This is a genomic window from Streptomyces bobili (genome assembly GCF_002154575.1).
In the GTDB taxonomy this organism is placed as follows: domain Bacteria; phylum Actinomycetota; class Actinomycetes; order Streptomycetales; family Streptomycetaceae; genus Streptomyces; species Streptomyces bobili.
Window position 1 is genome coordinate 1 of sequence record NZ_MUBA01000272.1, and the last position, 25395, is coordinate 25395.

19 protein-coding genes are annotated in these 25395 nt (G+C 69.9%); 7 read left to right on the forward strand and 12 right to left on the reverse strand.

Annotated elements, in window-relative coordinates; all coding sequences use genetic code 11:
• Positions 1–288: oxidoreductase (locus BZL64_RS22005; RefSeq protein ID WP_483025103.1), on the reverse strand; the 288-nt coding region annotated here is incomplete at its 3' end.
• A 170-nt stretch (positions 289–458) separates the two neighbouring features.
• The gene (locus tag BZL64_RS22010; RefSeq protein ID WP_086770919.1) at positions 459–1250 is read right to left on the reverse strand and encodes an SDR family NAD(P)-dependent oxidoreductase; all 792 of its coding nucleotides are present in this window, start codon (positions 1248–1250) and stop codon (positions 459–461) included.
• Positions 1251–1568: 318 nt separating this feature from the next.
• On the opposite strand from BZL64_RS22010, the gene BZL64_RS22015 reads away from it, so the two are divergent.
• Positions 1569–2135 (forward strand): TetR/AcrR family transcriptional regulator, encoded by a 567-nt coding sequence (locus tag BZL64_RS22015; protein WP_086770920.1) that lies wholly within the window; start codon positions 1569–1571, stop codon positions 2133–2135.
• Positions 2136–2557: 422 nt separating this feature from the next.
• The gene (locus tag BZL64_RS22020; RefSeq protein ID WP_086770921.1) at positions 2558–3571 is read left to right on the forward strand and encodes an NADP-dependent oxidoreductase; all 1014 of its coding nucleotides are present in this window, start codon (positions 2558–2560) and stop codon (positions 3569–3571) included.
• A gap of 226 nt (positions 3572–3797) precedes the next feature.
• On the opposite strand, the gene BZL64_RS22025 is transcribed toward BZL64_RS22020, so the two are convergent.
• Positions 3798–4808: an enoyl-CoA hydratase/isomerase family protein gene (locus tag BZL64_RS22025; protein WP_086770922.1), complete on the reverse strand. Its 1011-nt coding sequence runs from the start codon at positions 4806–4808 to the stop codon at positions 3798–3800.
• A gap of 623 nt (positions 4809–5431) precedes the next feature.
• On the opposite strand from BZL64_RS22025, the gene BZL64_RS22030 reads away from it, so the two are divergent.
• The 3 genes from BZL64_RS22030 to BZL64_RS22040 all read left to right on the forward strand — a co-directional run bounded on the left by BZL64_RS22030 (position 5432) and on the right by BZL64_RS22040 (position 7857).
• Positions 5432–6817, forward strand: a complete 1386-nt coding sequence (locus BZL64_RS22030) for an FAD-binding oxidoreductase (RefSeq protein ID WP_086770923.1) — start codon at positions 5432–5434, stop codon at positions 6815–6817.
• A 235-nt stretch (positions 6818–7052) separates the two neighbouring features.
• On the forward strand, positions 7053–7505 hold the full coding sequence (locus BZL64_RS22035) for a DUF6325 family protein (protein WP_208639491.1): 453 nt from the start codon (positions 7053–7055) through the stop codon (positions 7503–7505).
• Positions 7506–7557: 52 nt separating this feature from the next.
• Positions 7558–7857 (forward strand): SHOCT domain-containing protein, encoded by a 300-nt coding sequence (locus tag BZL64_RS22040; protein WP_086770924.1) that lies wholly within the window; start codon positions 7558–7560, stop codon positions 7855–7857.
• A 23-nt stretch (positions 7858–7880) separates the two neighbouring features.
• On the opposite strand, the gene BZL64_RS22045 is transcribed toward BZL64_RS22040, so the two are convergent.
• Positions 7881–9194, reverse strand: a complete 1314-nt coding sequence (locus BZL64_RS22045; protein ID WP_244205436.1) for a DUF2254 domain-containing protein — start codon at positions 9192–9194, stop codon at positions 7881–7883.
• 176 nt (positions 9195–9370) lie between these two features.
• Here BZL64_RS22045 and BZL64_RS22050 point away from each other — a divergent pair, with 176 nt between their 5' ends.
• Entirely contained in the window at positions 9371–11218 is a 1848-nt protein-coding gene (locus BZL64_RS22050; protein ID WP_086770925.1) for a glycoside hydrolase family 15 protein, read from the forward strand.
• Here BZL64_RS22050 and BZL64_RS22055 read toward each other — a convergent pair.
• The 8 genes from BZL64_RS22055 to BZL64_RS22090 form a co-directional block, all read right to left on the reverse strand.
• Positions 11215–13017, reverse strand: coding sequence for a cation:proton antiporter (locus BZL64_RS22055; protein ID WP_086770926.1), 1803 nt, complete (start codon positions 13015–13017; stop codon positions 11215–11217). The two genes, BZL64_RS22050 and BZL64_RS22055, sit on opposite strands and share 4 nt — an antisense overlap.
• Positions 13018–13099: 82 nt before the next feature.
• Entirely contained in the window at positions 13100–14134 is a 1035-nt protein-coding gene (locus BZL64_RS22060) for a cytochrome d ubiquinol oxidase subunit II (RefSeq protein ID WP_086770927.1), read from the reverse strand.
• Complete coding sequence (locus BZL64_RS22065; protein WP_086770928.1) at positions 14131–15594, reverse strand: cytochrome ubiquinol oxidase subunit I; 1464 nt, start codon at positions 15592–15594, stop codon at positions 14131–14133. Before BZL64_RS22065 ends, BZL64_RS22060 begins: the two co-directional genes overlap by 4 nt.
• 42 nt (positions 15595–15636) lie before the next feature.
• Positions 15637–16476 carry an SDR family oxidoreductase gene (locus tag BZL64_RS22070; RefSeq protein ID WP_086770929.1) on the reverse strand — a complete coding sequence of 280 codons (840 nt, stop codon included), beginning with the start codon at positions 16474–16476 and terminating at the stop codon, positions 15637–15639.
• Positions 16477–16625: 149 nt separating this feature from the next.
• The gene (locus tag BZL64_RS22075; protein WP_244205437.1) at positions 16626–18230 is read right to left on the reverse strand and encodes a GMC oxidoreductase; all 1605 of its coding nucleotides are present in this window, start codon (positions 18228–18230) and stop codon (positions 16626–16628) included.
• Between the two features lie 125 nt (positions 18231–18355).
• Positions 18356–19273: a cyclase family protein gene (locus BZL64_RS22080; RefSeq protein WP_086770949.1), complete on the reverse strand. Its 918-nt coding sequence runs from the start codon at positions 19271–19273 to the stop codon at positions 18356–18358.
• 17 nt (positions 19274–19290) lie between these two features.
• Complete coding sequence (locus BZL64_RS22085; RefSeq protein WP_086770931.1) at positions 19291–20820, reverse strand: gluconokinase, GntK/IdnK-type; 1530 nt, start codon at positions 20818–20820, stop codon at positions 19291–19293.
• A gap of 18 nt (positions 20821–20838) precedes the next feature.
• On the reverse strand, positions 20839–21252 hold the full coding sequence (locus BZL64_RS22090) for a DUF7144 family membrane protein (RefSeq protein WP_086770932.1): 414 nt from the start codon (positions 21250–21252) through the stop codon (positions 20839–20841).
• A gap of 327 nt (positions 21253–21579) precedes the next feature.
• Here BZL64_RS22090 and BZL64_RS22095 point away from each other — a divergent pair, with 327 nt between their 5' ends.
• A complete protein-coding gene (locus BZL64_RS22095; RefSeq protein ID WP_086770933.1) occupies positions 21580–25314 on the forward strand; it encodes a S8 family peptidase in 3735 nt (1244 codons plus the stop codon).
• Positions 25315–25395: the final 81 nt, after the last annotated feature.

Genomic DNA, 25395 nt, shown 5'->3' on the forward strand with positions numbered 1-25395 from the left:
GATGCGTCCGTCGGCCTTGTGCACGGCGTCGGTGACCGTGCGCCAGCCGGCGATGTGCTCCTCGGAGTAGATGCCGGGGGTGAGGATGTAGCCCTGCCCGTCGGCGTTGGGCTGGGTGCCCTCGGTGATGATGAAGGAGTGGGAGGCGCGCTGGGCGTAGTACTCGGCGTTCAGCTCGGTGGGTACGCCTTCCGGCGTGGACCGGTCCCGCGTCATGGGCGCCATCGCCAGTCGGTGCGGCAGGGAGATCTCTCCGACGACGATCGGGTTCCACAGGGCGTTCGACATGGATGCTTCCTTGCATAAGGGTGAGAGCTGTGACAGGTGGGACTGCCGGGAGCGGCACGTACGCGGTGACCGGCACGGACCCGTTGCGTCCGGACGTCCGTAGCCGCAAGGGGCCGTTGCGCGGGGGCCGTTGACACAAGGTGACTACGGCCCTGGAGTCGGGGTAGCGGTCAGCCGCGGTAGCGGGCGGCCGGGACCTTCTGCGACAGGTTCGGGACGAGCGCCTGGCGTGCCTTCTCGAACGACTCCCAGTCGCTGATTTCCGGCAGCGACAGGATGGTGACGGGCTCCCCCGCGTCGAGGCCGGCGAGCGCGGCGTCGACGGCGTCGTCCACGCTCATGACCCACTCGTCGGGGAACGCTTCGAGGTCGACGCCGGAGCCGTCCCAGAGTTCGGTGCGGACAGCGCCCGGCAGCACGGCCTGAACGGTGACGGGGCTCTCGGCGAGTTCCTGCTGCAGGGCCTGGGTGAACGTCAGCACGTAGCTCTTGGTGCCGCTGTAGACGGCGCTGACGGGCAGGATGTTGAGAGCCATGGCAGAGGAGATGTTCACCACGGTGCCGTGCCCGCGGGCCTTCAGCCCCGGCAGGACGGCGATGGTCAGCCTGGTCAACGCTGTCACGTTGAGGTTGATCAGCGCCTCGTAGGCCGCCGCGTCGGAGCCGGTCAGTGGGGTGAGCAGCGCACCGCCGGCATTGTTGATGAGTATCTCGATGCTCTCGTCGGTCCTCAGCCGCTCCTCGACCACGGAGATCTGTGCCGCGTCGGTGAGGTCGGCGGTGACGACATCGACAGCGCGGCCCGTGCGGCTGCGGATGTCCGACGCCAGTGTCTCCAGCCGCGCGGTGTTCCGGGCCACCAGGATCAGGTCGTAGCCACGGTCGGCAAGCCGCTGCGCGTAAGCGGTTCCCAGGCCGGCGGACGCGCCGGTGACGACAGCGGTCTTGTTCTGCGTGGTCATGGGTGGATCTCATTTCTGGTCTGGCGGGTGAGCAGGGCCGAACCGTCGCCCTCACTTAGATTACGATAACTATCTAATCGGTTCCAGTCAACGACCCCACCGGCGGGCGGCCTTGTCGCCGGCAGATCGAGGTGGGCGGGGTCGCACCACCGCGTGCGCGCCCGCGCCCTGGAACAGCTCCACGCACGACGGCAGGCCGGGCCCGATGCGAGTGCGGGCCAGGAAAAAAGGCAGGCGATCCCGAGGCCGTCACAACCGGCGGCCCGGCGCTTCGGATACGATAGATGCGAATTACTATCTATCGTGGGCAGGTGACTGATGAGTCGCGTTTCCCAGGCACAAGCGATCGAGAACCGCAGGCGCGCGGTCGCCGCGGCCTCCCAGCTCTTCCGGGAGCGCGGCGTGAACGGCATCAGCGTCGCCGATCTGATGAAGTCCATCGGGCTGACCACGGGCGGCTTCTACAAGCAGTTCGCCTCCAAGGAGGCCCTGGTCGCCGAGGCGGCTCAAGCCGCTTTCGGGGACCTGGACCTGCTCCTCGCGTCATTCGACACGGATCACGGCGATCACGACACGGCGCGCGGCGCCCTCGTCGACTACTACCTGTCGACCGAGCACCGCGACCAGCCCGGCACGGGTTGCCCCACCGCGGGATTCGCGGGTGACGTGGCTCGCGAGCCCACGGCCGAGGAGGTGCGCGAGACGTACGCGACCGGGGTCGAGCACTTCGCCGCATGGATGGCGACCGACTCCGACGACGGCCTTCCCGTGGTGGCCACCCTGGTCGGAGCGCTCCTCCTCGCGCGGGCCACGGCGGGCACGGAACTGTCGGACAAGATCCTTGAGTCGACCCACAAAGCCGTGACCGCACCGCCCGCATCCTGACCCGGAGCCTTGACGGGCCTTGCGGCTGCGGCGGCCCAGCCGCAGCCGCACACTTTGGCGAGAGACGGCCGAGCGAGCCGCAGCCGCGCCGACCGACGGCCGGCCACCCGCGCGCCCGCCCGCGGCGACGCCCCCATGCCCGATCGCCCAGGACGCACTCGATCCGCTCCCTGCCGCCGAGGTGCGGCGCGGCGCGCACAGGGCAGCGTGCGCCGGCCCACAGCAGCCGTGATCGCCCGCTTCGGCCGCCCTGGCATCCGTACGGGTGATTCCAGCCTCACCTGAGTTTACTTTCATATACTCAGGAAGTAGCGTCGTCGCCAACACGTCAACCCGGCCGCACACGAGAAACGGGCGCGCAGGGGAACTTGCGCGAGGAATCGGCATCGACCACCGCACCACCACCCAGAAAGGCGGCCGGCATGAAGGCATTCGTCGTCGAGAAGTACGGCAAGGACGGCGCACGCGCCGCGGAGGTACCCGAACCCACCGTCGGAGACCGTGACGTCCTGGTCAGAGTGAGCGCCTCCAGTATCAACCCGCTGGACAAAATGGTCCGGAACGGGGAGTTCAAGCAGCTCCTCAAGTACAAGCCTCCGTTCACGCTCGGCCACGACGTGGCCGGTGTCGTGACCCGGGTCGGCCCCGCCGTACACGGCTTCGAGGTCGGCGACGAGGTCTACGCCCGTCCTCGCGACCTGCGGATCGGAGGCTTCGCGGAGTTCATCGCGATCGACATGGACGACGTGGCGCCCAAGCCGGCCTCCCTCACCCTCCAGGAGGCAGCCGCGGTGCCGCTGGTGGCCCTGGCCGCCTGGCAGGTCCTCGTCGACCGTGCCGACGTGAAGCCCGGACAGAAGGTGCTCGTCCACGCCGGTGCCGGTGGCCTCGGCTCGACGGTCATCCAACTCGCCAAGCACCTCGGCGCCACCGTGGCCACGACCGCGAACACCCGCAGCGAGAAGCTGGTCAGGAGCCTCGGTGCCGACGTCGTCGTCGACTACACCAAGGAGGACTTCTCGAAGGTGCTGTCCGGGTACGACCTGGTGCTCGACTCCCTGGGCGGAGCGAACCTCGAAAAGTCGCTGACCGTGCTGAAGCCGGGCGGCCTGGCCATCAGCGTCGTCGGCCCGCCGGACGCCGGCTTCGCCAAACAGCTCGGCGCCCCCTCGTTCATCGCCGCGGTGATGAGCTTCCTCAGCCGCAACGTGCGCAAGCAGGCGAAGACGCTGGGCGTGCGCTACCAGTTCTTCTTCATGGAGGCCAACGGCTCCCAGCTCCGCGAACTCGGTGCCCTCTACGACAGCGGGAAGCTCCGCCCGGTCATCGACAGCACCTTCCCGTTCGACCGGACGCTCGAAGCGATGGCGCACGTCGAGCAGGGCCGTACCAAGGCCGGGAAGGTCGTGGTCTCGATGGTGCCCGGCAACGACTGAGACGGTGCCGGTCACAGACCCTCCGTCCGGCACGGTCACCGCAGGGGCCGCCGACACCCGCGCGCGATCCACCGCGACCGCGGTCGCGCGGAGCCGCTGAGGCAGGCGTCCCGATGCCGATACCGATCCCGATGCGCATGCCGTACGCCGGCGGCCGGCGGCTTACGCCTGCTCGCGACACCGCGCGCCAAGCGCTTCCCTCCGACCATGCTCACGGCGGACACGCTCAGGACGGCAGCGTCGGGCCGCCGGGTGACGCTCGTCGCCAGACGGGAGTGCGGTCCTTGTCGACCAGGGCCGCACGGACGCCCTCCAGGAAGTCCGGCGTGCGGACCGTCGTACGCGTGAGGGCGAGTTCGGCGGCGAGGCACTCGCGCAACGTGCGCTGCCTGCCACCGGCGAGCAGGGCGTGAGTGATCTCCAGGCTCTGCGGCGAGGCGGACTCCAGGGCGAGCGAGGCGGCTGCCGCCCAGGGTGAGCCGAGGTGGCGCAGCCGTTTCTCGATCCCACCGAGGGCCGGTGCGCCGAACGCCCAGTCGACCTCTCCGCGTACCTGCGCCAGCCCGCTCTCCTCGACCGGGGAACGGCCGGCGAGGCGGTTCAGGACCACGTCCACCGGGTCGCCGGAGCTGCCGGCCAGGGCATCGCCGACCGCGTCGAGCCTGTCCGCGGGGACGAAGTGCGTGGCCAGTCCCGTGTACAGGGCGTCGGCCGCGTCGAGCCGGTGCCCGGTCAGACCCAGGTACATGCCGATCGCACCGGGCAGCCTCGGCAGGAAGTAGCTGGCCCCGACGTCCGGGAAGAACCCGATCGCGGTCTCGGGCATGGCCAGCACCGCGCGCTCGGTGACGACGCGGAAGCCGCCGTGGACGGAAAGACCGAGACCGCCGCCCATGCACAGGCCGTCGATGAGCGAGACGACCGGCACGGGATACTCCGCGATCCGGGCGTTGAGCCGGTACTCGGAGGCGAAGAACCGTTCACTGGCCTCGGCGTCCCCGGCCAGGCTGTGCTCGCGGATCGTGCGGATGTCTCCGCCGGCACAGAACGCCTTCGTGCTGGTACTGGCGAGCACCACGGCGGACAGCGGCGTGCGCTCCCACCCGGCGAGCACCCGGTCGATGGCGGCGACCATGTCTGTGGTCAGGGCGTTGAGCGCCTTGGGCCGGTTCAAAAGGATCCGGCCGACGCCCCGGTGGACGTCGGCGAGAATCCCGACCGCGGGGGCATCAGTCATCGGTCGCCGTCCGCGCGTAGCCGGCTGTCGTGGCCATCATGTTCCTCACTCGCCGGGTGTCAGGCGTGGCAGTGCGCCCAGAAAGATCCTGACACAGGGCTCGGAACGCACCCACGACCCCTCTGCGTTCACTTTCCCATACCCAGCAAGCGCGTAGCGTCATGACCGTCCACCGGTATCCGCGCGGCCGGGCAGCGATCCGGCCGTCGCCGCGACGCGGGTGGCGCCCATGTCTTGCGACGCGTTCCGGTCGTCCCGGAAATCCGCGGAAATCGGCCTTGCCGAGATCCGGGGCGGCGCCATCCCTGCGATGGCCACTTGAAATTATGTTCATAATATTACGCACGTAAGACGACAAGGCGCAAGCAAGTCCTCCACCCGCCCGCCCGCGTGCGCGGCGCCCTGGGCGGGACCATGCTGAGAGATGACGCCCGCATCGGGCCCCGCGCGGACCGCGCGGAGCGACCCCCGGAAACCGACGGCCTCTCACCCGCCGCTCCCCACCGACGTCTGACCGCAGCCGCTGCACTCCTTTCGGAGCCGAAGCCCCCTTCGGAACCGGAGCCGAAGCCCCCCTCGGAGCCCGAAGCTTTCCCGAACGCACGGAGCACGCGGAGTACGTGATGACTACGAGCAACGCCCCCGATCTGTTCGCCCTCTCCCGGATCCAGGGGCCGGTACTGCACCCCGGCGACGACGGCTACGACGCCGAACTGACCGGCTTCAATTTGGCCGTACGGCACAGTCCGAACGTGGTGGTCGGGGCGACCGGCACCGGCGACGTGGTGGCCGCGATGCGCTGGGCCGCCGCCACCGGCACGCCCGTCGCCGTGCAGGCCACCGGCCACGGGGCCAACTCACCCGTCGACAGCGGCCTGTTGATCAACACCGCGCGCATGACGGACGTCAGGATCGACCCGGCCGTGCGCAGGGCGACGATCTGCGCCGGTGCGAAGTGGCGGCACGTCCTCGATGCCGCCGCCCCGCACGGTCTCGCCGCCCTCAACGGCACCTCGACCGACGCCGGAGCCGTCGGCTACACCGTGGGCGGAGGCCTGCCGGTGCTGGGCCGGGCCTACGGCTACGCCGCCGACATGGTCCGCTCCTTCCACGTCGTCACCCCCGACGGCACTCTCCGCACGGCCAGTGACATCGAGGAACCCGAACTGTTCTGGGCCCTGCGCGGCGGTAAGGGCAACGTCGGCGTGGTCACCGACATGGTCACCGAGCTGATCCCGCTGTCCCGCGTCCTCGGCGGCGGCGTCTTCTGCCCCGGCGAACACGCCGGAGCCCTGCTGACCGCCTGGGCCGACTGGACACGCACGGTCCCGGAGCGGATGTGCAGCACGTTCACCGTGCTGCGCATGCCGCCACTGCCGCAGATCCCCGAGCCACTGCGCGGCGGCTTCTTCGCCCGCGTCGCCATCGCCTGGCCCGGCGACCCGGCGGAGGGCGACGCCCTCCTCGCCCCCATCCGGGCGGCGGCGCCGGTCGTCCTCGACACGGTGCACGACATGCCGTACACAGAGGTCGACGCCATCCACATAGATCCGCAGGACCCCCTCCCGGCACGGGAGTCGTGCACCCTGCTGCGCGACCTGACGCCGGACGTCATCGCCGCCTTCCTCGGCCAGTGCGGCCCGGCGGCGGCGCCCGACTACCCGCTGCTGCTGGTCGGGCTGCGGCACATGGGCGGCGCGCTGGCCCGGCCCGGCCCCACCGGGGACGCGATCTGCGCCCGCGACGCCGGTTACCTGGTGGAGTCGGTGGGCGTCCTGCCGGACCCGGACGCGGCCAGGGCCGTGGAGGCCGCCACCGTCGCCCTGTACACCGCCCTGCTGCCCTACGGAACCGGCCGCACCATGGTCAACCTCCACGGCCGCCCCGGCGACGACACCGACCGGGCCCGCGCCTGGACCCCGGAGGTGTACTCACGTCTGTGCGCGGACAAGACGGCCTACGACCCCCAGAACCTGCTCCGCTTCGGACACGCCGTCCACACCGCCTAGCCCGCCAAGGACACGACCCGAGGCCTTGCCTCTGCTTCCGGCCGACCGACAGACAGGCACTTCCGCGAACTCGCCGGCCGGCGGTGGCCCGCAGCCGTCCGTCCCGAAGGTGCGTGCGAGGTCCCGCGGTGTTGGAATTGGAGGCGGCAATGAGCGCGGTCGGCAGGGCTCGGCCGGCGCACCGCCGAAGGCGGCGGACCATCGAAGGCGGCGGACCGCCAGGCGAGGAGTCGGTATGAGCGTCGACGAATTCTCCGAGATGGGACCTGTCGACTACCTGATCCTGGAGTTCCCCGGTAACCGCATGACCGGCGAAGGCCTGCCTCTCCTGCTCGACCTCGTCGACCGGCACATCATCCGGGTCCTGGACCTGTCCTTCGTCCGCAAGGACGAGGACGGCTCGGTCAGAGCGCTCAAGCTCGCCGACATGGACGGCGACGGGCAGCTCGACCTGTCCGTGTTCGAGGGCGCCTCCTCGGGCCTGCTCGGCGACGACGACCTGGAGGAGGCCGCCGCCGTTCTCGAACCCGGCAACTCCGCGGGCGTCATCGTGTACGAGAACCTGTGGGCCGCACCGCTGGCAACGGCCCTGCGCCGCAGCGGAGCCAGGATGGTGGCCAACGGCAGGATCCCGACCGAGGACCTCCTGCTCACCCTGGAGGCCGCCGAGGCCCGGTCCGCCTCCTAGGCCCTGTCAGGGCCTAGCGGCCGACGCCCGACCGACGACAAGGACAGCTGCCATGCCTGGTCTACTCCGCGGGGTCGCCCGCACCGCAGTCATCTCCGGCACCGCCACCGCCGTATCCAACCGCGTGTCACGACGCCAGGCCGGCCGATGGGCGCAGCAGGACTACAAGCAGCCCGCCGCGGCGCCGAACCAGCAGGTCTACGCCGCCCCCGCGCCTCCCCCCGAGCCCGCGGCCGCGGCGTCGATGGACACGAAGATCTCCCAGTTGAAGGAGCTCTCGCAGCTCAAGGAGCAAGGGGTCCTGTCCGAGGCCGAGTTCGCGGCCCAGAAGGGCCGCATCCTGGAACTCTGAGCGGACCGCGGGCCCGGACCAGCTCAGGGAGGACGAACCTGCCCGCCGATGCCCTGGCGGTCGGCACCCTGCGCGATGGCCCTGCGGGCCGCGTCGGGGAACTCTCGCTCGATCGACTCCTGCAGCAGACTCAACTCGGCCCGCACAGCGGGGTGCTGGGACGGCGGCAATGTGTCGAGCAGGCCTTCGAGCATGGCGCGGAGTCGTCGGCAGATCTGCACGGACGAAGCTCCGTAGTCACGGATCTCGCAGACGGCGAGCCGCAGGTAGTTCTCCCAGTCACGGCCCGGCAGCACGAGCCGGGAGTGCCCGTCGCGGTCGGCCAGGACATAACGACCGGGCAGCCGCGCACTGCCGACCGTGTGCAGCAGCGACTCCACGTGGTTGATCACCTGCACCGCGGTCGTCGGGTCGTTCACGGCCGGAGAGAGCGCCCTGATGGCGATGTCGACAAGAATTCTCAGGGCGAAGGCAGGGTCCTGTTCGATGGTGCGCTCGGCCCCGAGGGCCACGAGGCCGGTCACCCGGTCCGGGTCCGGTGCCGACGTCCCCCCGTGGACCTCGACGAGGACGGTGCCGGCCGGTACGAAGTCCCCGATCAGCCGGGTCACGACGAAGACACAGTCGTGACGTGCCGCCTTCGCGACCAGCCCGGCCGCACTGAACGCCTGGATGGCTCCACCCTGCCTGGTACGGATGAGCATCACCGGACCATCGGACGGCAGGGTTGCGTCGCCGCCGGACGGCACGGTCGCGTCGTCGCGCGGCGCCGCTCCCCGGATCGCCGCGGCCTCGGTCGTGAACACGTGCTCGCCCATCCGCGCGACCAACTCGGCGATGGCCACCGGTCTGAGGCTGTGGGTGAACCTGTTGAGGTAGATGAGCAGGAGCACGAGGCTGACGGCCACCGCCACGCCGGCCAGGGTGACCCCGAGGTCCGGGACGGAGGTCGATTCGATGCTGCGCAGCAAGGAGAACGCGAACGCGAACGTCCCGGTGAAGGTCGCCAGCACCGCCTTCTGCAGCCGGTCCCGGTACCACAGGCGCATGTAGCGGGGAGACAGGGTTCCCGTCGCCTGCTGCACGACGAGTACGCCGATGGTGACGACGAATCCGAGCAGCGCCACCATCGCCCCGACGATGGCGGTGAGCACGTCGCCCGCCGTCGTCGCGGAGTAGTGCCAGCCGCTCGGCGGCCAGTCGGTACGGTCCACGGCGAGAGCCAGTTCGGCGAGGAGGACGCCGAGAACGAGACCGAACATCGGCACGATCCACAGACTCGCCTTGATGTACTGCCGCAAACGGAACCTGGCCGCCCAGGACATCGGCACACCCACGTCAGGCCCCCTTACCCGGAGGGATCCGGTGCTCATGAGACACACGTGTCGCCTCACGGTAGGGCCGTCGCCGCAATGGCGCAGCGGACCCCGCCGCCACCTGGCGGTACTGCCTCGCCAGGACGGGAGGACCTCGCTGGCCTACGCTTGACGACCGGGGCCGAAAGGGGTCCAGGATGGACGACTACTCCCTGATCGAGAACCACGGTCTCATCGGTGATCTGCAGACCGCGGCGCTGGTCACCACCGATGCGACGATCGACTGGTTCTGCTGTCCGCGCTTCGATTCGCCCAGCGTCTTCGGTGCTCTGCTCGACCGGCGCGAGGGCGGGCACTTCACCGTCAGGCCGGCCGCCGAGACGTACACGACCAAACAGCTCTACCACCCGGACACCGCCGTTCTGGTCACGCGTTTCATGACGGAGGCCGGGGCGGGCGAGGTGGTCGACTTCATGCCGGTGACCGGCACCACGACGACGGACCGACACCGTCTGGTCCGCATGCTGCGCTGTGTCCGGGGCAGCATGACGTTCGAGGGCGAGATCGCTCCGCGCTTCGACTACGGCCGTAAGCCGCACGAGTTGCACATCCTGGAGCACGGGGCCCTGTTCACCTCGGAGGACATGGACCTCGCCGTCCACGCCGTCCGTGAACCGCAGGACGAGCGGCTGCTGAACATCCTCTCGGGTGACAAGGACCTGCGTTTCACCCTGACGCTGCGAGCCGGGCAGCAGCGCGGCCTGGTCATGGAGTCCTACCCGGACGGCCCGCCGCGGGAGGTCCGCCTCGCGGAGTTCGAGGAACTGTTCGACGACACGGTTCGGTTCTGGCGCTCCTGGCTGAGCCAGTCCACCTATACGGGCCGTTGGCGGGAAGCCGTCGAGCGCTCAGCCATCACGCTGAAGCTCATGACCTACGCGCCGACCGGCGCCCTGGTCGCCGCGCCCACGACGGCTCTGCCCGAGCAACTGGGGGGAGAGCGCAACTGGGACTACCGCTTCACCTGGATCCGTGACGCGTCGTTCTCGGTGTACGCCTTGCTGGGCCTGGGGTTCAAGGAAGAGGCCGCGTCGTTCATCAGCTGGCTCCACGACCGCGTGAAGGAAGAGGCGGGCCAGGGAGACGGCACCGGGCCGCTGAACATCATGTACCGCGTCGACGGCTCCTCCGACATGGTCGAGGAGACCCTGGACCACTGGGAGGGGTACCGCGGCTCGGCCCCGGTCCGCATCGGCAACGGAGCGGCGACCCAGTTGCAGCTGGACATCTACGGGGAGGCGCTCGACAGCATCTACTTCGCGCACCAGCACGGCATGCACCTCGACACCGGGGGCTGGAAGGCGCTGCACACCCTCCTCGACTGGCTGGTCGACCACTGGGACCAGCCCGGAGAAGGGCTGTGGGAGACCCGTGGCGGCAGGAAGGACTTCACCTACGGCCGAGTGATGTCCTGGGTGGCCTTCGACCGCGCCATTCGCATCGCCGGCGACGACGGCCGCCCCGCGGCCCGCGGCCGCTGGGTGGAGGCGCGTGACGAGATCTACGCGCAGGTGCTCAGCCGCGGATGGGACCCGAAGAAGCAGGCCTTCGTGCAGCACTACGGCGAGGACGTGCTCGACTCGTCGCTGCTGCGTATGCCGACGGTCGGCTTCATCACGCCGGACGATCCGATGTGGAAGTCCACCTTGGACGCGATGGACCAGGAACTGGTCAGCGACAGCCTGGTCTACCGCTACAACCCCGAGGCGTCACCCGACGGGCTGCGCGGCTCCGAGGGGACCTTCTCCCTGTGTACGTTCATGTACGTCGACGCCCTGGCGCGGGCCGGACGCACCGACCTGGCCCGGCTGGTGCTGGAGAAGATGCTCACCTACGCCAACCACCTGGGCCTGTACTCCGAGGAGATCGGGCTGACGGGACAACAGCTGGGCAATTTCCCGCAGGCCTTCACGCACCTGGCTCTGATCGACGCGGCGATCACCTTGGACGCGAAGCTCAACGGAGCGCGCGGCATCGGGACTTAAGGTACCCGAGGTCCGCGGGAGGTTCGCTGTCCGGCGTCCGCCGGGACAGGACCGAGGAGGACGAGGGTGTCCGTCGCCTGCGGGACGGTTCGCTGCCGCTCGGTGACCGGGACCAGACGGCGGTCGGCCCGCACGACGAAAAGGGTGTCGTGCTCCGGCGGCAATGGCGAGGAGGCGGGCCGCACCACGAACCGGGCGCCCCGCTCGTAGCGCTCCGCCAGGACGTGACGGACGAGGGAGGGACCGAAGAGGATGTCGCCGCCGGTGTAGGGCGCGACCACGCCATGGCTGCCGTGCGGTGGTCCGACCCGGTAGACGGGCCCTTCGACGTTGTCCTGCATCACGACCGCGGCGAGCGCGTTGAAGTCGTCGTCGTCGGTGGCCAGGAACACCGCCGTCACTCCCTCGAGCCGCGCCCCGGGGTTGATGGCAGTGGCCAGGAGATCACCCTTGGCCAGCTCGATCCCCGCTGCCTTGATCCGTTCCCGCTCCTCCTCGCGGCCCGCCCACATCAGCATGTCGGGCCCGGCGGACCGCAGGGCCCTTCCCAGGTCGACCACCCACGGCTCGCCGCCCACCAGAAGCACGCGCGTGCCCGCTTTCTTGACGACCCGCAGCCGCCGGGCGACCGGAGCGGCCGTCAGCGCGTACAGCAGGACGGTTCCCACGATCACCAGGAAGGTGACCGGAAGGATCCTCGCGGCCCCGCTCACTCCCCGGTCGACCAGGCCGGCGGAGAAGGCCGACGCCGTGGCCGCCGCGACGATGCCGCGTGGGTCCATCCACCCGATGAAGGCGCGCTCCCCCTGGGAGAGATCCGTGCGCGCGGAGGCGGCGAAGGCGACCACCGGCCGGACCACCAGGACGAGGATCGCGACGAGGACGAGCGCGGGGAGCAGGACCGGCACCAGGGAGGCCGGGGTGACGGTGGAGGAGATGGAGATGAACAGCAGCCCGATGACGAGCTGGACCAGGGTCTCGAAGAAGGGACGCCGCGCGGGCATGTCGAACCCGCGGAGGTTGGCGACGGCCAGTCCCGTGACGATCGCGGCGATGAGCCCCGTGTCGTCCCGCACGATGTCGCAGCCCGCCGATACGGCGATCACGGTGGCGAGCTGGGCCAGCGTGCCCAGGGTCTCGCCGAGCCGCAGGACGCGCAGGGCGAGCCACAGGAGCGCGGTTCCCGCGGCCCCGCCGACCAGGCCGACGGCCAGGCTCAGGGCGAACTGTCCCAGCTGGTACCCCCGGCCGATGTCAACCTGATGCGCGGAGGCGATCGCGTGGAAGGTCAGCGCGCCGAGGATGCCACCGATCGGGTCGGTCAGCGTCCCCTCCCAGATCAGGATGCGTCGCACCTTGTCGCTCGGCCTGACGAAGTCGAGCAGCGGACCCACGACGGTGGGCCCCGACACGACGAGGATCACCCCGAGCATCGCGGCCACGCGCAGCGGCATGTCGAACAGCGCCGGTGACACCGCCGCCGTGACGAAGAAGGTGAGCAGCACGCCGTACAGCAGCAGCCTGCCCACGATCCCCCGGGTGTGGTGGGCGAGTTTGCGCAGGTCGAGACCCAGACCGGCGTCGTAGAGGATCACCGCGACGGACAGCGACACCAGGGCCGAGAAGTTCGCTCCCAGCAACTTGTCCGGGTGAATGACGTCCGTCGCCGCGCCGGCGGCGAACCCGGCCGGCAGCAGGATGATGAGGGCCGGGACCCGCAGTTTGCTCGCCAGGATCTGCGAGCCGGTGGCGAGCACCACTGTCAGGGCGAATCCGAGGAGGATCTCGTCGTCGGTCACTGCGGCTTCCTTCGTCGGAGTCCGGGGGCTAGGGCAGTTACCCGACGCGGGCTGGGACGATCAGCCGCCGCGAAGGTCGCCGTCACCCTTCGCCGTCTCCTTCTCCGAGCTCGGCTTCGGTGAGTTCTTGCAGCTCACCGTGGGTGTCGAGCCAGTACAGGAGGACGACGGCCGGCACGACGAGCAGCAGGGCCACCAGGGTGACGATCGCCAGCCAGGTGAGCGTGGCGGGTGATCCCGCGGCGTCGGCCACGGTCAGCGAGGTGGGGACGAGGTACGGGCGCTGGGCCATGCCCCAGGCGATGACGGCGGACGCGACGACTCCGACCGCCGCGAGGCGCACCCACGTGCCCGGCGTCCGCAGGAGCAGCAGGGCTGTCACGAGTGCGGCCGCCCCGGCCACGACGACGAAGAACAGCCCCAGACCGTGGGTGAGTCCGTGCCATACATGCGGTGAGTCCTCATGGGTGACGAAGCCGGTGATCACCGCCAGGACGGTGAGGACCGCGAGACCGCCCAGTGCCCGCGCCCTGAAGTAGCCGACCAGATCGGGGGCGTCGAACCGGCGGGCGTCCCCCGTGAGGAACACCGCGCCGAGGAAGGCCGTGGTCGCGATGGCGACGAGTCCGAACATCAGGGAGGTGGGGTTGGCCCAGGCGTTCGCCGATGCCTCCGTGCCCTGCGCCACCCGGCCCGACGCGACCCCGCCGACGGCGGTACCGAGGAAGAACGGCGTGACGACCGAGGCCACCGCGAACACCGCACCGTACAGCCGTCGGTCGACGAGCCGCCGGGAAGGCTTGCGGAACGCGAAGCCGGCGCCACGCAGGACCAGGCCCATGGCGGCCAGCGCCAGCGGGAGCCACATGGCGGAGAACACGGTCTGGAAGAGGGTCGGGAAACCGGTCCACATGATGACGAGAACGAAGATCAGCCAGACGTTGTTGACCTCCCATACGGGGGCCATGGCGTGGTCGATGAGCCACCGGGGACGCTTGCCGCGTTCCGCGCCCCCGGCCGTCAGGTCCCAGAACCCGGCCCCGTAGTCCGTGCCGCCCGCACAGGCGTACGCGGCCACGGCGAGGAGCAGCACCACGGCGATGAGGTCGGCGGTCACGGGCGGCCGTCCTCGGCCCGAGCGGCTCCGCCCCCGGCGGGGAGGGGTGCCCGAGGCCCGTAGGGGGTGTCCGCCTCCGGTACGTGGGCCGCACCTCCCGTGGCCCGCTGCTCGTCGGCGAGCCGCCAGCGCGTGCGCATCTTGAGCAGGACGACGAGGAACGACCCGAAGAGGAGGACGTACACCACCATCACCACGCCGAGCATGATCCACAGGCTGGTGGAGCGGGTCGACGTCACCGCGTCGGCGACCCGCATGTTCTGGTAGACGATCCAGGGCTGGCGTCCCACCTCGGTGGCGATCCAGCCGCACTCGACGGCCACGACGGAGCCGACGCCCGCACAGGCCGCGGAGCGGTAGAACCACGCCGAGGCGGGCAGTCGGCGGTGCCGTAGCCAGATCAGTCCGTACCAGAGGGCGAGCAGCACGAGGGCCGACCCGATCAGGACCATGATGTCGAAGGCCCAGTGGGCGATGGTCGCCTGAGTGGCCGTGGGACGCTCGTCCGCCGGGACGGAGGTCAGTCCCACCACCTTGGTGTCCGGGCTGAATCCGGCCAGTACGGAGTCGAGCAGCGGGATCTTGATGCCGCCCGAGACGGTGCCGTCCTCCTGCAGGCGCCCGAACAGGTACTCCGGTACCCGGGTGTCGGTCTTCCAGACGATCTCCATCGCGGCGAACTTCACCGGCTGCTTGTGGAACACCGACCGGGCGATGGAGTCGCCCAGGACGAACTGCACCGGGGTGGCCACCGCGGCGATGGTGAACGGAACGGCGAAACCGAGCCGGTGGTAGTGGTCCCGGCGGCCGCGCAGCCAGCCCACGGCGTAGACACCGGCCACCATGAAGCCCGCCGTGATGATCATCGCGACCACGAAGTGCCAGTACTGCGGCCCGAACATCGGTGTGAAAATCGCCTTCCAGACGTTCACGTCGACCGGGTTGCCCTCGGGATCGAGGGAGAAGCCCTGTGGCGTGTTCATCCAGGAGTTGGCGGCCAGAATGCCGAACGCCCCGAGCAGTGCGGCGGCCGGCAGGGGCAGCCCGAGCAGGAAGTGCGTGCGGGGCTTCAGTCGCCGCCATCCGTAAAGATAGATGGCGATGAGCACGGCCTCGAGGAAGAACGCCCAGGCTTCGACACCGAATCCGATGCCGAAGACGTCGCCCCACCTGCCCATCAGGCCGGGCCACAGGAGGCCGAACTCGAAGGAGAGCACCGTGCCGGTGACGATGCCGAGCGCGAACTGTACCGCCATGACGGCCGACCAGCGCCGCGCCAGGAGCAGCGCCGTGGCGTCGTTGCGTCGCAGCCCGCGATAGTGCATGACCAACGTGATGAAGGGCAGGGCGACGCCCAGCGGCACCAGGATGATGTGGGACGCGAGAGTGAACGCCATGAGTTCCCGTGCCGGCAGAAGTTGCGCCGGGGCGTCCGCCAGCAGGTGGAACGAGGTGGGCATATACGCCTTTGCCTTTGCTGTTCTTGACGGTCCGGTAGACCATCAGCCGCCGGTGGCGAACCCCGGGAAGAGGGTCATTCCGCCGTCGACGTACAGGGTGGTTCCCACCACGTAGTCCATAAGGTCCGACGCGAGTGCGACCACGGCGTGCGCGATGTCATCGGGGTCGCCGATCCGGTCGTACGGAATCAGCTTCAGCAGAGCCTCCTGGGCTTCGGGCGTCTCCCAGGCGCTGCGGTTGATCGGCGTCTTGATCGCCCCGGGGGCGACCGCGTTCACCCGGATCTTCTCCGGTGCGAGCTCCTGGGCCAGGGTCTGCATCATCATCTGCACGCCGCCCTTGGAGGAGGCGTAGTTGACGTGGCCCGCCCAGGGGATGAGCTGGTGCACGGAACTCATACAGATGATCTTCCCGGCCGAACGCGACACCTCGGGGACGACTCCGCGGCGCCGGAATTCCCTGGTCGCCTCCCTCGCGCAGAGGAACTGGCCGGTGAGGTTGACGTCGAGGACCTTCTGCCACTGGCCGAGGGTCATCTCGGTGAACCGGGCGTCCCGCTGCAAACCGGCGTTGGCGACCAGGATGTCGATCGTCCCGAATTCCTGGACCATCCGGTCCGTCATGGCCGTGACCTGGTCCTCCTGGGACACGTCGGCTTCGTAGGCCGCCGCGCGCACCCCGAAGGAGGTGATCTCCTTGACCACTTCCTCGGCGTCTTCACGACCTGCCACGTAGTTCACGACCACGTCCGCGCCGGCCCGGCCCAGACCGAGGGCCGTGGCCTTGCCGATGCCCGAATTGGCGCCGGTGACCAGTGCCTTCTGGCCCTTCAGCAGATCTGTCGGGATCACACCCCGCGGTGCTTCTACGGTGGAATCCATGATGCTCTGCCTCCCTGACTGTGCGGCTCCGGTCCGCCCGGCGCGGAGGTCACGCAATCACCGGCCACGGCGGGCAACATGTCGGGAGCACCACCGTTGGGCCGTTCCGCCGAGTATCTTCGCCCGATCGGGCCATCGGCCCCCCGGCGTCAGCTCAGGCGGGCCACGAGGTGGTCGCCGACCCGCAGGGCATTGGCGATGGCCGTCAAGGACGGGTTGACCGCGCCGATGCTCGGGAAGAAGCTCGTGTCGACGACATAGAGGTTGTCCAGGTCGTGGGCCTTGCAGTTGACGTCCAGCGCGGAGGCGGCCGGGTCGGTGCCGAAGCGTACGGTGCCGGCCTGGTGCGCCGTCGCTCCGATCGGCATTCCCTTGTGGAGATAGATGCTGTGGGACAGCAGGTGGTGCTCGTGCATGCCCAGGTGGCCGAGCATCCCTTGCAGCTTGTGCCTCAGCCGCTTGAGGCCTTCGACGTTGTTCTTCTCGTCGAGAGCGAGATGGATACGTGCGTCGCCGTCGAGGGTGACCCGGTTGTCGGCCAGCGGGAGGTCCTCGCCGCACAGCCAGAAGTCGACGGCATGATGCGCCAGCACCTCGAACGGCACGTCCGGTGTGATCGCACCGGCCCATCGCGGGGCCTCGCCGTGGATCTGCTCGGCGTCCGACTTGCCCAGCATCTGGATGCCGCCGAGCGGGTAGTCCCAGTCATCCGCACCGAGGTACCAGTCGTGCAGGGCCAGGGTCTTCTGGAACCGGGTGTCGTTGGGCTCCTTCGACACCGCCATCAGGGCCAGGTTGTTGTGCCGCATGTAGAAGCGGCCGACCACGTCGGAGCTGTTCGCGAGTCCACCGGGATGGTGCTCGTTCGCCGAGGCCAGCAGCAGTGCCGCGGAGTTGACCGCCCCGCAGGAGACGACCACCACGTCCGCCGTGAACCGGACCTCCGAGCCGTCGGGGAGCCGGCCGACGACCGCGCTGACACTGCGTCCACTCGCATCGGTCTCCAGGCGGAGCACGTGCGTGTTCGTGACCATCTCGACGTTGGGGTGCTGCAGGGCCGGCTCGACGCAGATGACTTCGGCGTCGGACTTGCCACGCACGAGACACGGAAAGCCGTCCACCCGGTCGCATCGGATGCAGACGCTGGAGTGGGTGGCCCCTCCCCCGCCGTCCTGGCTGAGATTGACACCGATCGGCAGGTGGAAGGGGTGCAGACCACGCTTCTCGAGGTCGTCGCTCAACTGCTGGATCCGCGGCTCGTGCTCCACGGGCGGATGGGCGTACTGCGCGCTCACCGGCCCCTCGCCGGGATCCTCGCCATGGCGTCCGTGTACGAGGTAGAGGTGCTCGGCCTGCGTGTAGTACGGCTCCAGCTCCTCGTATCCGATCGGCCAGGCGGGAGAGAGGCCGCCGTGATGACGGAGTTCGCCGAAGTCCTCGGGCCTCAGCCGGAAGAGGGCCGCGCCGTAGAACTTGGTGTTGCCCCCCACGTAGTAGTTGACCTCGGGAGGGAACTCGTTCCCGTCCCGGTCGATCCAGAACTCCGGTGCCCGGTATTTGCCCTTGACGAACACGGCCGTCGAGTCCCAGTTGTCCCGCTCCCGCGGCAGGTGGCCGCCGCGTTCGACGAGGAGTACACGCTTGCCGGACGGGGCGAGCCGATGGGCGAGGGTACCGCCGCCGGCACCGGTACCGATGATGATGACGTCGTAGTGAGGGGCGTCGCCCACAACGACCACCGTCCTTGTGATCATGGCCCTGACCTGGCGTCAGGCCCTGTCATCCCGCATCGCGGGGCCGAGCGGTCCCACCCGTTCGAACGTATCCGCCCTCCGAGTGAACGGCGACCGGAGGTCGGTCACCGGCCGGGCCGCCCCGATCACAGCACCGCGATCGGGTTCACGGGCGAGCCCGTGGCTCCGGGCAGCCGCAGTGGGGCGACCACACACAGGAAACTCCAGCGCCCGGCCTGCGCGCAGACCGGCACCAGGTCCTCGAACTGGAGGTAGTCCATCAGATGGATGCCCAGGGCATGCATGGCCAGGACATGCACGGGGAAGGCGATGTCTTCCACGGCGCTGGGCGCGGTGTCGTTGTTGCCGTCTCCGCCCAGGACCGCCACCTTCCGCTCCGCCAGGAACCCCAGGGCGGTCGGGTGGAGCCCGGCCCTATGCGTCGCCGCGTTCCAAGGTCCCAGCTCCGTACGGCGGAGGCGATGGCCCACCCGGACGAACAGCATGTCCCCCGGTCCGACGCGTACCCCTTGCGCGGCTTCGGCGGCCGTCAGATCCTCCACCGTGACATGGTCGCCCGGTCGCAGCCAGGGCACGCCTCGCAACCGGGGGATGTCCAGCAGCACGCCCCGGCCGACGATGCCGTCCTTGACGAGGTCCACGGAGAGCGCACGGGCACCGTCGGCCGTGTCGCTGCCGGCGGGCACCCCGCCGTACAGCTCCCCGTCGAACACCACATGGCGGAGGGCGTCGAGATGGCTGTTCGTATCCCCGTGCACGTTCATGGCGAAGCGGTCGGTGGCGAAGTGCAGCCCGTCCGCGCAGAGGTCACCCGGTGCGGGTCCGGTCATTCGGTGCACGGCGGGTTCGGGGTCGTCGGCGGCCGGTACGGTCTCGATCGGAGCGGCCAGCGACACCGTGCGTCCGAGGCGGAGTTCCGCGACCGCCGCCACCACACGCTCGGGCGTCACATGACAGAGTGCGCCACGCCGAACGTCAACCGTCGACGGGGCCGCCTCACGGCGCAGTCGCTCGTGGAGCGCCCGGAAATCGTGCGCGCTCAGACCGGGTGCGGGCGGTGTCACAGGGTCCCCCATGGGCTGAGGCCCCACCGGAGCACGTGCGTGGCCCCCGCTTCCAGGAGGGTGAGATCCGTGCCGCTGCGAAAGGCGTCCGCCGGACAGGACATGGCCTCCACGGTCACACCGCGGCGCCACCGTTCGGGTTCGGCCAGCGTGTCGCCCGTGTACACCTGTACATACCGGGTGCCTTCGCCGAGCCAGAGATCGACACCCCGCAGTCCGGAGGGATGTGCCAGCCGCACGACGGCCCGGCCACCGGGGTCGCGGTCGAGCCCGGTGAAGGCGGTGTCCAGTCGCAGCTCACCGATGGCGCGGGCGGTGCGGAAGTCGTACACGGTGCCGTCGACGGGCTCCTTGCGGATCGGCAGGCCCTGGTCGTCGGTACGCAGCAGGTACCGGGCGGGAACGGTCAGCAGCGCGGTGTCGACGAGGTCGGTGCCGACCGTCAGATAGGGGTGCTGCCCCACGCCGTAAGGTGCGGGGGCAGTACCGGAGTTGGTGGCGAAGACGGCTGTCTCGAGCCCTTCGGGCCCCAGCCGGTACTCTGCACAGACCTCGAGGAGGAAGGGATATCCGGGCTGAGGGCAGAGCGTCGTGCCGACTCTCACCGCGTCGGTGGTGCGGGCGAGCAGGTTCCACAGGTTCCAGCGAAGCAGTCCGTGGATGGCGTTGTTCTTCTCCGGTTCCGTCAGGGGGAGTTGCAGATCCTGGCCGCCGGAGCGGTAGCGTCCGCCGCCTACACGGTTCGGCCAGGGGGCGAGCAGTTGGCCCCGCCCGCCCGTGATGGCCGAGTCGGCGGAGAACCCGTCGAGCAGCGGTCTGCCGTTCACCGTGTAGTCACGCAGGGCGCCGCCCAACTGTACGACGACGGCACTCTGTTCGCCGCGGGTCAACTGCCACTGCGCGCCTGTCGGGCTGAGGGATGTGGAGGGGCCGTCGCGCACCACGGTGTGGGCGGCCTGCCCGGTGGCGGGTCCGGCCGGCTGCTTCCCGGAGGCGGATTCCCGGCGCATCAGCGACAGCACCGCAGTGACGATGGCCTCCGGAGGCTGGTCGATCTCCACCGTCACGGGGTGTTCGTCGGCCGCGGGCTCCTGGAGGTCCGCAAGCTGGCTGCCCAGCATGTCTGCCGGGAAGAAGTGATCGTGCCGCCCGGCCAGTCGGGATCCCAGCAGTTCGCGCGAGCCGTGCAGGTACACCAGGAGAACCTCGGGGCGCCCTGCCAGCAGCTTGTCCCGGTAGTCACGCTTGAGCGCGGAGCAGGTCACAACGGCCTGCCGATGCGCCGCGATCGCCCGGTCCATCCAGTCCCCGATCGCTTCGAGCCACGGCCCCCGGTCGCTGTCCGTGAGGGCGTGACCAGCGGCCATCTTGGCGCGGTCGGCGTCGGAGTGGAATGCGTCCCCGTCCCGGTACGCCCAGTCCAGCCGCTTGGCGAGGAGGCGCCCCACTGTCGACTTGCCCGACCCGGCGACGCCGACGACGAGCACCAGCTGAGGCAACTCCCCTGTCGCTGTTTCGTGTGCCACGGGTGCCGATCCCGGCCGTCAGTCGCGCCTCGGCCGGGGCGCGACGCACAACCCCCGGGTGACGAGGGCGTCGACAGCGATGAACACCACCGCCCACCACGCCGTGTAGGGAAGCCACATGAAGTTGGCGATCATGCTCAGACCGGCCAGCCCCACGCCGACGGCCCTGGCCCAGGTGGCGCCCGAGAACAGGGCGACGCCTGTGAGCACCATCAGAATGCCCAGGACGAGGTGGATCCAGCCCCAGCCGGTGAGGTTGAGCTCGTAGACGTCATTGCGCGTGGCTAGGAACACGTCGTCCTCGGAAATGGCGGAAATGCCTCCGAGGAGCGTCATGATGCCGCTGAAAAGCATGACGACGGCGGCGAGCACCAGCCAACCACTGCTGTGCGTCCTCTCTTGTCGACCGGGCGCGCTCGCGTGCGTCGTCATGACAAGGTCCTCCGTGTCGTCCGGCCTACCCGCCGAGGGGCTCCGTCCGGTGGGCCGGATACCTCCAATCTGACTCCCGTCGGCACCCGGCGCATCTCGGCCGGACGGGCAGGCCCGTGAGGCCGTGTCCTGCCGTGTGCATCAGTCGCGCAGGCAGGGCGATGAGGCCGGCGAACAGGCCGGCGCGCACCGGCTGACCGAACCCGCGTCCACGCCGCGTCTTTCCGCCCGGATTGCACGGTACGCAGCTGACAAGCATGTGCCATGGCGAGGACTTGCCGTCGCGAGGCCTTCACGACGGCGTTCCGTGATCGATAGACCCATGGCATGCACTCCCCCCTTCATGTTTCCGCCTTCCCGCGCGGGCGCCGGCGGCTGATCTCGGCAGCCGCCGCGGTGACCCTGCTCGCGTCGGGGCTCGCGGTACTGCACGCGCCCGCGCAAGCCGCTCCGAGCAAACCCACCGTCCCCGCCAGACCTTCGGCGACCCACACGGTCACCCTGGTCACCGGCGACGTCGTCACGGTCACCACGATGGCCGACGGCAAACAGACCGCCGACGTCGACCGGCCGGACAGTGCCGTCGGCGGCGTGAAGATCCAGGCGATCAAGGGTGACCTGTTCGTCGTCCCGGACGAGGCGGTTTCGCTGCTGAGTTCGGACCGAATCGACAGGCGGCTGTTCAACGTCAGCGACCTGATCGAGATGGGATACGACGACGCGAAGTCGGCCTCGGTACCGCTGATCGCGACGTACGCCCCGCCGAAGTCCCGCTCCGCCACCCCGCCACCGGCCCCCCGGGGCAGCAAGCTGACCCGCGCGCTCAAGAGCATCCGCGGTGCCGCGCTCAGCACCGACAAGCGGCAGGTCCGCACGTTCTGGACCAGCGTCGCGCCGCCGGGCAGCGCGGAGTTGGGCGCGGGTGTGGCGAAGCTGTGGCTCGACGGCAGGGTGCGGGCCGACCTGAAGGAGAGCGTGCCGCTGATCGGCGCGAACGAGGCCTGGGCGGCCGGTTACACGGGCAAGGGCGTCAAGGTCGCGGTGCTCGACACCGGCATCGACGTCGACCACCCCGACCTCGCCGGCCTGATCGACGGCACGACCAGCTTCGTGCCGGGTGAGTCCGTCACCGACGTCAACGGGCACGGCACACATGTGGCCGGCACGATCGTCGGCTCAGGGGCCGCCTCCGGGGGCGACAACAAGGGCGTCGCCCCCGGCGCCGACCTGCTCGTCGGCAAGGTGCTCGGCGGCGCGGAGGGCTACGGCCAGGACTCCTGGGTCATGGCCGGCATGCAGTGGGCGGCCGAGTCCGGTGCGGACGTCGTCAACATGAGCCTCGGCGACTCCTACCCGACGGACGGCAGCGACCCGATGTCCCAGGCGGTCGACGCGTTGTCCGCGCGGTACGGCACGCTGTTCGTCATCGCCGCCGGCAACGCGGGCCCGGAGAGCATCTCCGCCCCGGGCGCTGCCGCCTCGGCGCTGACCGTGGCCGCCACGGACAAGCAGGACCGGCTCGCGTCCTTCTCCAGCACCGGCCCGCTGGCCTACTCCGGCGGCATGAAGCCGGACATCGCGGCACCGGGCGTGGACATCACCGCGGCCCGCTCGCAGGAGATGACCGACGGTGGGGAGGGTCTCTACCGCACCATCAGCGGCACCTCGATGGCCACTCCGCATGTGGCCGGCGGGGCGGCGGTACTGGCCCAGCAGCACCCGGACTGGACGGGCGCTCAGCTCAAGGAACACCTGATGAGCACCGCGAAGGGACTCGACAGCGCCTCTTCGCCGTACGAGGTCGGCACCGGACGGCTCGACGTGGCCGCCGCCGTGCGCGCCACGGTCCGCGGCACCGGATCTCTGTTCTTCGGCAGCCACACCTGGCCGCACGAGCCGGGCGACGCCGCCGTCACGAAGAGCCTGACGTTCACCAACTCCGGCACGGCCGATGTCACGTTGGACCTGGCGCTGACCGAGGCCGGCGGCCCCTTCACGCTGGGAGCCGCCACGGTGACCGTCCCGGCGGGCGGCACCGCCACCGTCCCGGTGACCGGTGACCCGAAAACCGCCTCGGCAGGCCGCCACGCCGGCTACGTGACGGCCACCGACGCGGCCACCGGGCGTCCGGTGACCCGCACCTCCGTGGCGCTGCTCAAGGAGGAGGAGCGCTACGACCTCAATATCAAGCTGGTCGGCAAGGACGGCAGGCCCGCCGCCGGAACGGTGGCGATCAACCTGGCCGGCGACTCCTGGCCCTGGTCCGTCCACGTCGACGGCTCGACCACCATGCGCATGGCACCTGGCGTGTACACCGTCGCGGCGTACCTCGACGTGCCGGGCGAGAAGGCGGACCGTTCGGGTGTGGCCGTGCTGGTCGCCCCGGAGACCGTGCTGAAGGACGGCTCCGCGGACGTGGTGCTCGACGCGAGCAAGGCACGCCTGCTACGGACCGAGGCGCCGCAGCGCACCGAGGACCGTCAGCGCAAGGTCGACTTCAACGTCCACTACGAGGGCCTCGACCCGTACATGGACTACCGAAGCGCGTACGTGCTGCCGCCGTCGTACGACGACGTCTACGTCGCGCCGACGAAGCCGATGACGCGGGGCGAGTTCACGCTGATCACCCGCTGGCGCAAGGGCGAGCCGCGGCTCGCCCTGAGTACGCCGGGCGACCGGCTTCGCTTCGAGACACTGGTGCAGGCGGGCAGCGCCCTGGGCACCGGTACAGACCGGCTGACCGCGGTCCACGCGGGCACCGGCGCGCCGGCCGGGTACGAGAAGGTCGAGGCCAAGGGCAAGGTGGTGGTCGTCGAGCGCAGCGACGACGTGCTGCCGCAGGAGCGTGCCGAGGCCGCGGTCGCGGCCGGCGCGAAGGCGCTGATCGTGGTCAACGACGGTGCAGGTGCCCTGATGGAGTACGTCGGCGAGTCGCCGATCCCGGTCGCCACCGTGCACCGGGACACGGGCAGGACCCTCATCGCGATGGCCGGGGCCGGCACCCTCAAGCTGACCGTGCGGCAGACCGAGCACACGCCGTTCGTCTACGACCTGACCCGTGACTATCCCGGCCGGGTGCCTGACCGTGCCCTGGTCTACAAGCCGGCCCAGGGCGACCTCGCCCGGATCGACGCCCGCTACTACTCGGCCACGGACGGAGGACCGGCGGAAGGCTACCGTTCCGACTTCACCCTCAGCCCGTCGTTCAACTTCCCCGAGCCCGAGTGGCACCCGGGCACCCGCACCGAATGGGTGACCCCGGGCCAGGTCTGGAGGGAGTTCCACACGCAGGGCGTCGACAGAGCCCTGCCGTGGTCGATGGTGTCGGGCGACAACACGTACACCAGGGGCAGCACGACCCGTCTGGACTGGTTCGCTCCGGCGACCCGGCCCGGCCAGAGCGAGTCCTTCGGCGTGTACAACTCCCGCTGGCAGAACTACATGACCTGGAACGTGCAGGCATGGGCCTCCGCCAGCGACACCATGCGCCTGGGCGGCTACCTGCCGTGGGGCGAGACCCCGTCCCGCCTGCGGGTGTTCCAGGGCGACACGCTGATCCACGACAATCCAGTCAGCGGAGACATGCAGTGGGTGGAGGTGCCGGCGGGCAACCTGCCCTACCGTGCCGTCCTCGACGCCGAGCGTCCCGGTGACGTCTTCCGGCTGTCCACGCGTACCCACACCGAGTGGACGTTCCTGTCCGACACCGTCGACTCGGACTCCTTCGAGCCGTTCTCGGTGCTGAACCTGGACTACCGACTGGAGTCCGACCTGCACGGCGACATCAAGGCCGGCGCGACCCAGCGAATCGCGCTCAAGCCGGTGTCGATGGACCTCGGCACCGTGCCGGGCACCGTCACCACGGTGCAGCTGGACGTCTCCTACGACGACGGCGCCACCTGGCGGAAGGTGACCCTCAGCAAGGGCGCCGACGGCTACTGGGCCGGTTCGTTCAGAACGGCCGAGAAGCCCGGCGGCTTCGTCTCGGTCCGCGCGAACGCCGAAACGGACGGTGGCTTCGGCGTCCGGAACGAGATCATCCGGGCGTACGGCCTGCGATGAACCACACCGACGGGCCCCGGGGCGGAGACTCCCCGGGGCCCTTCCCGTCATACCCCCTCCCATCAGGGGCTTTTCAGGATC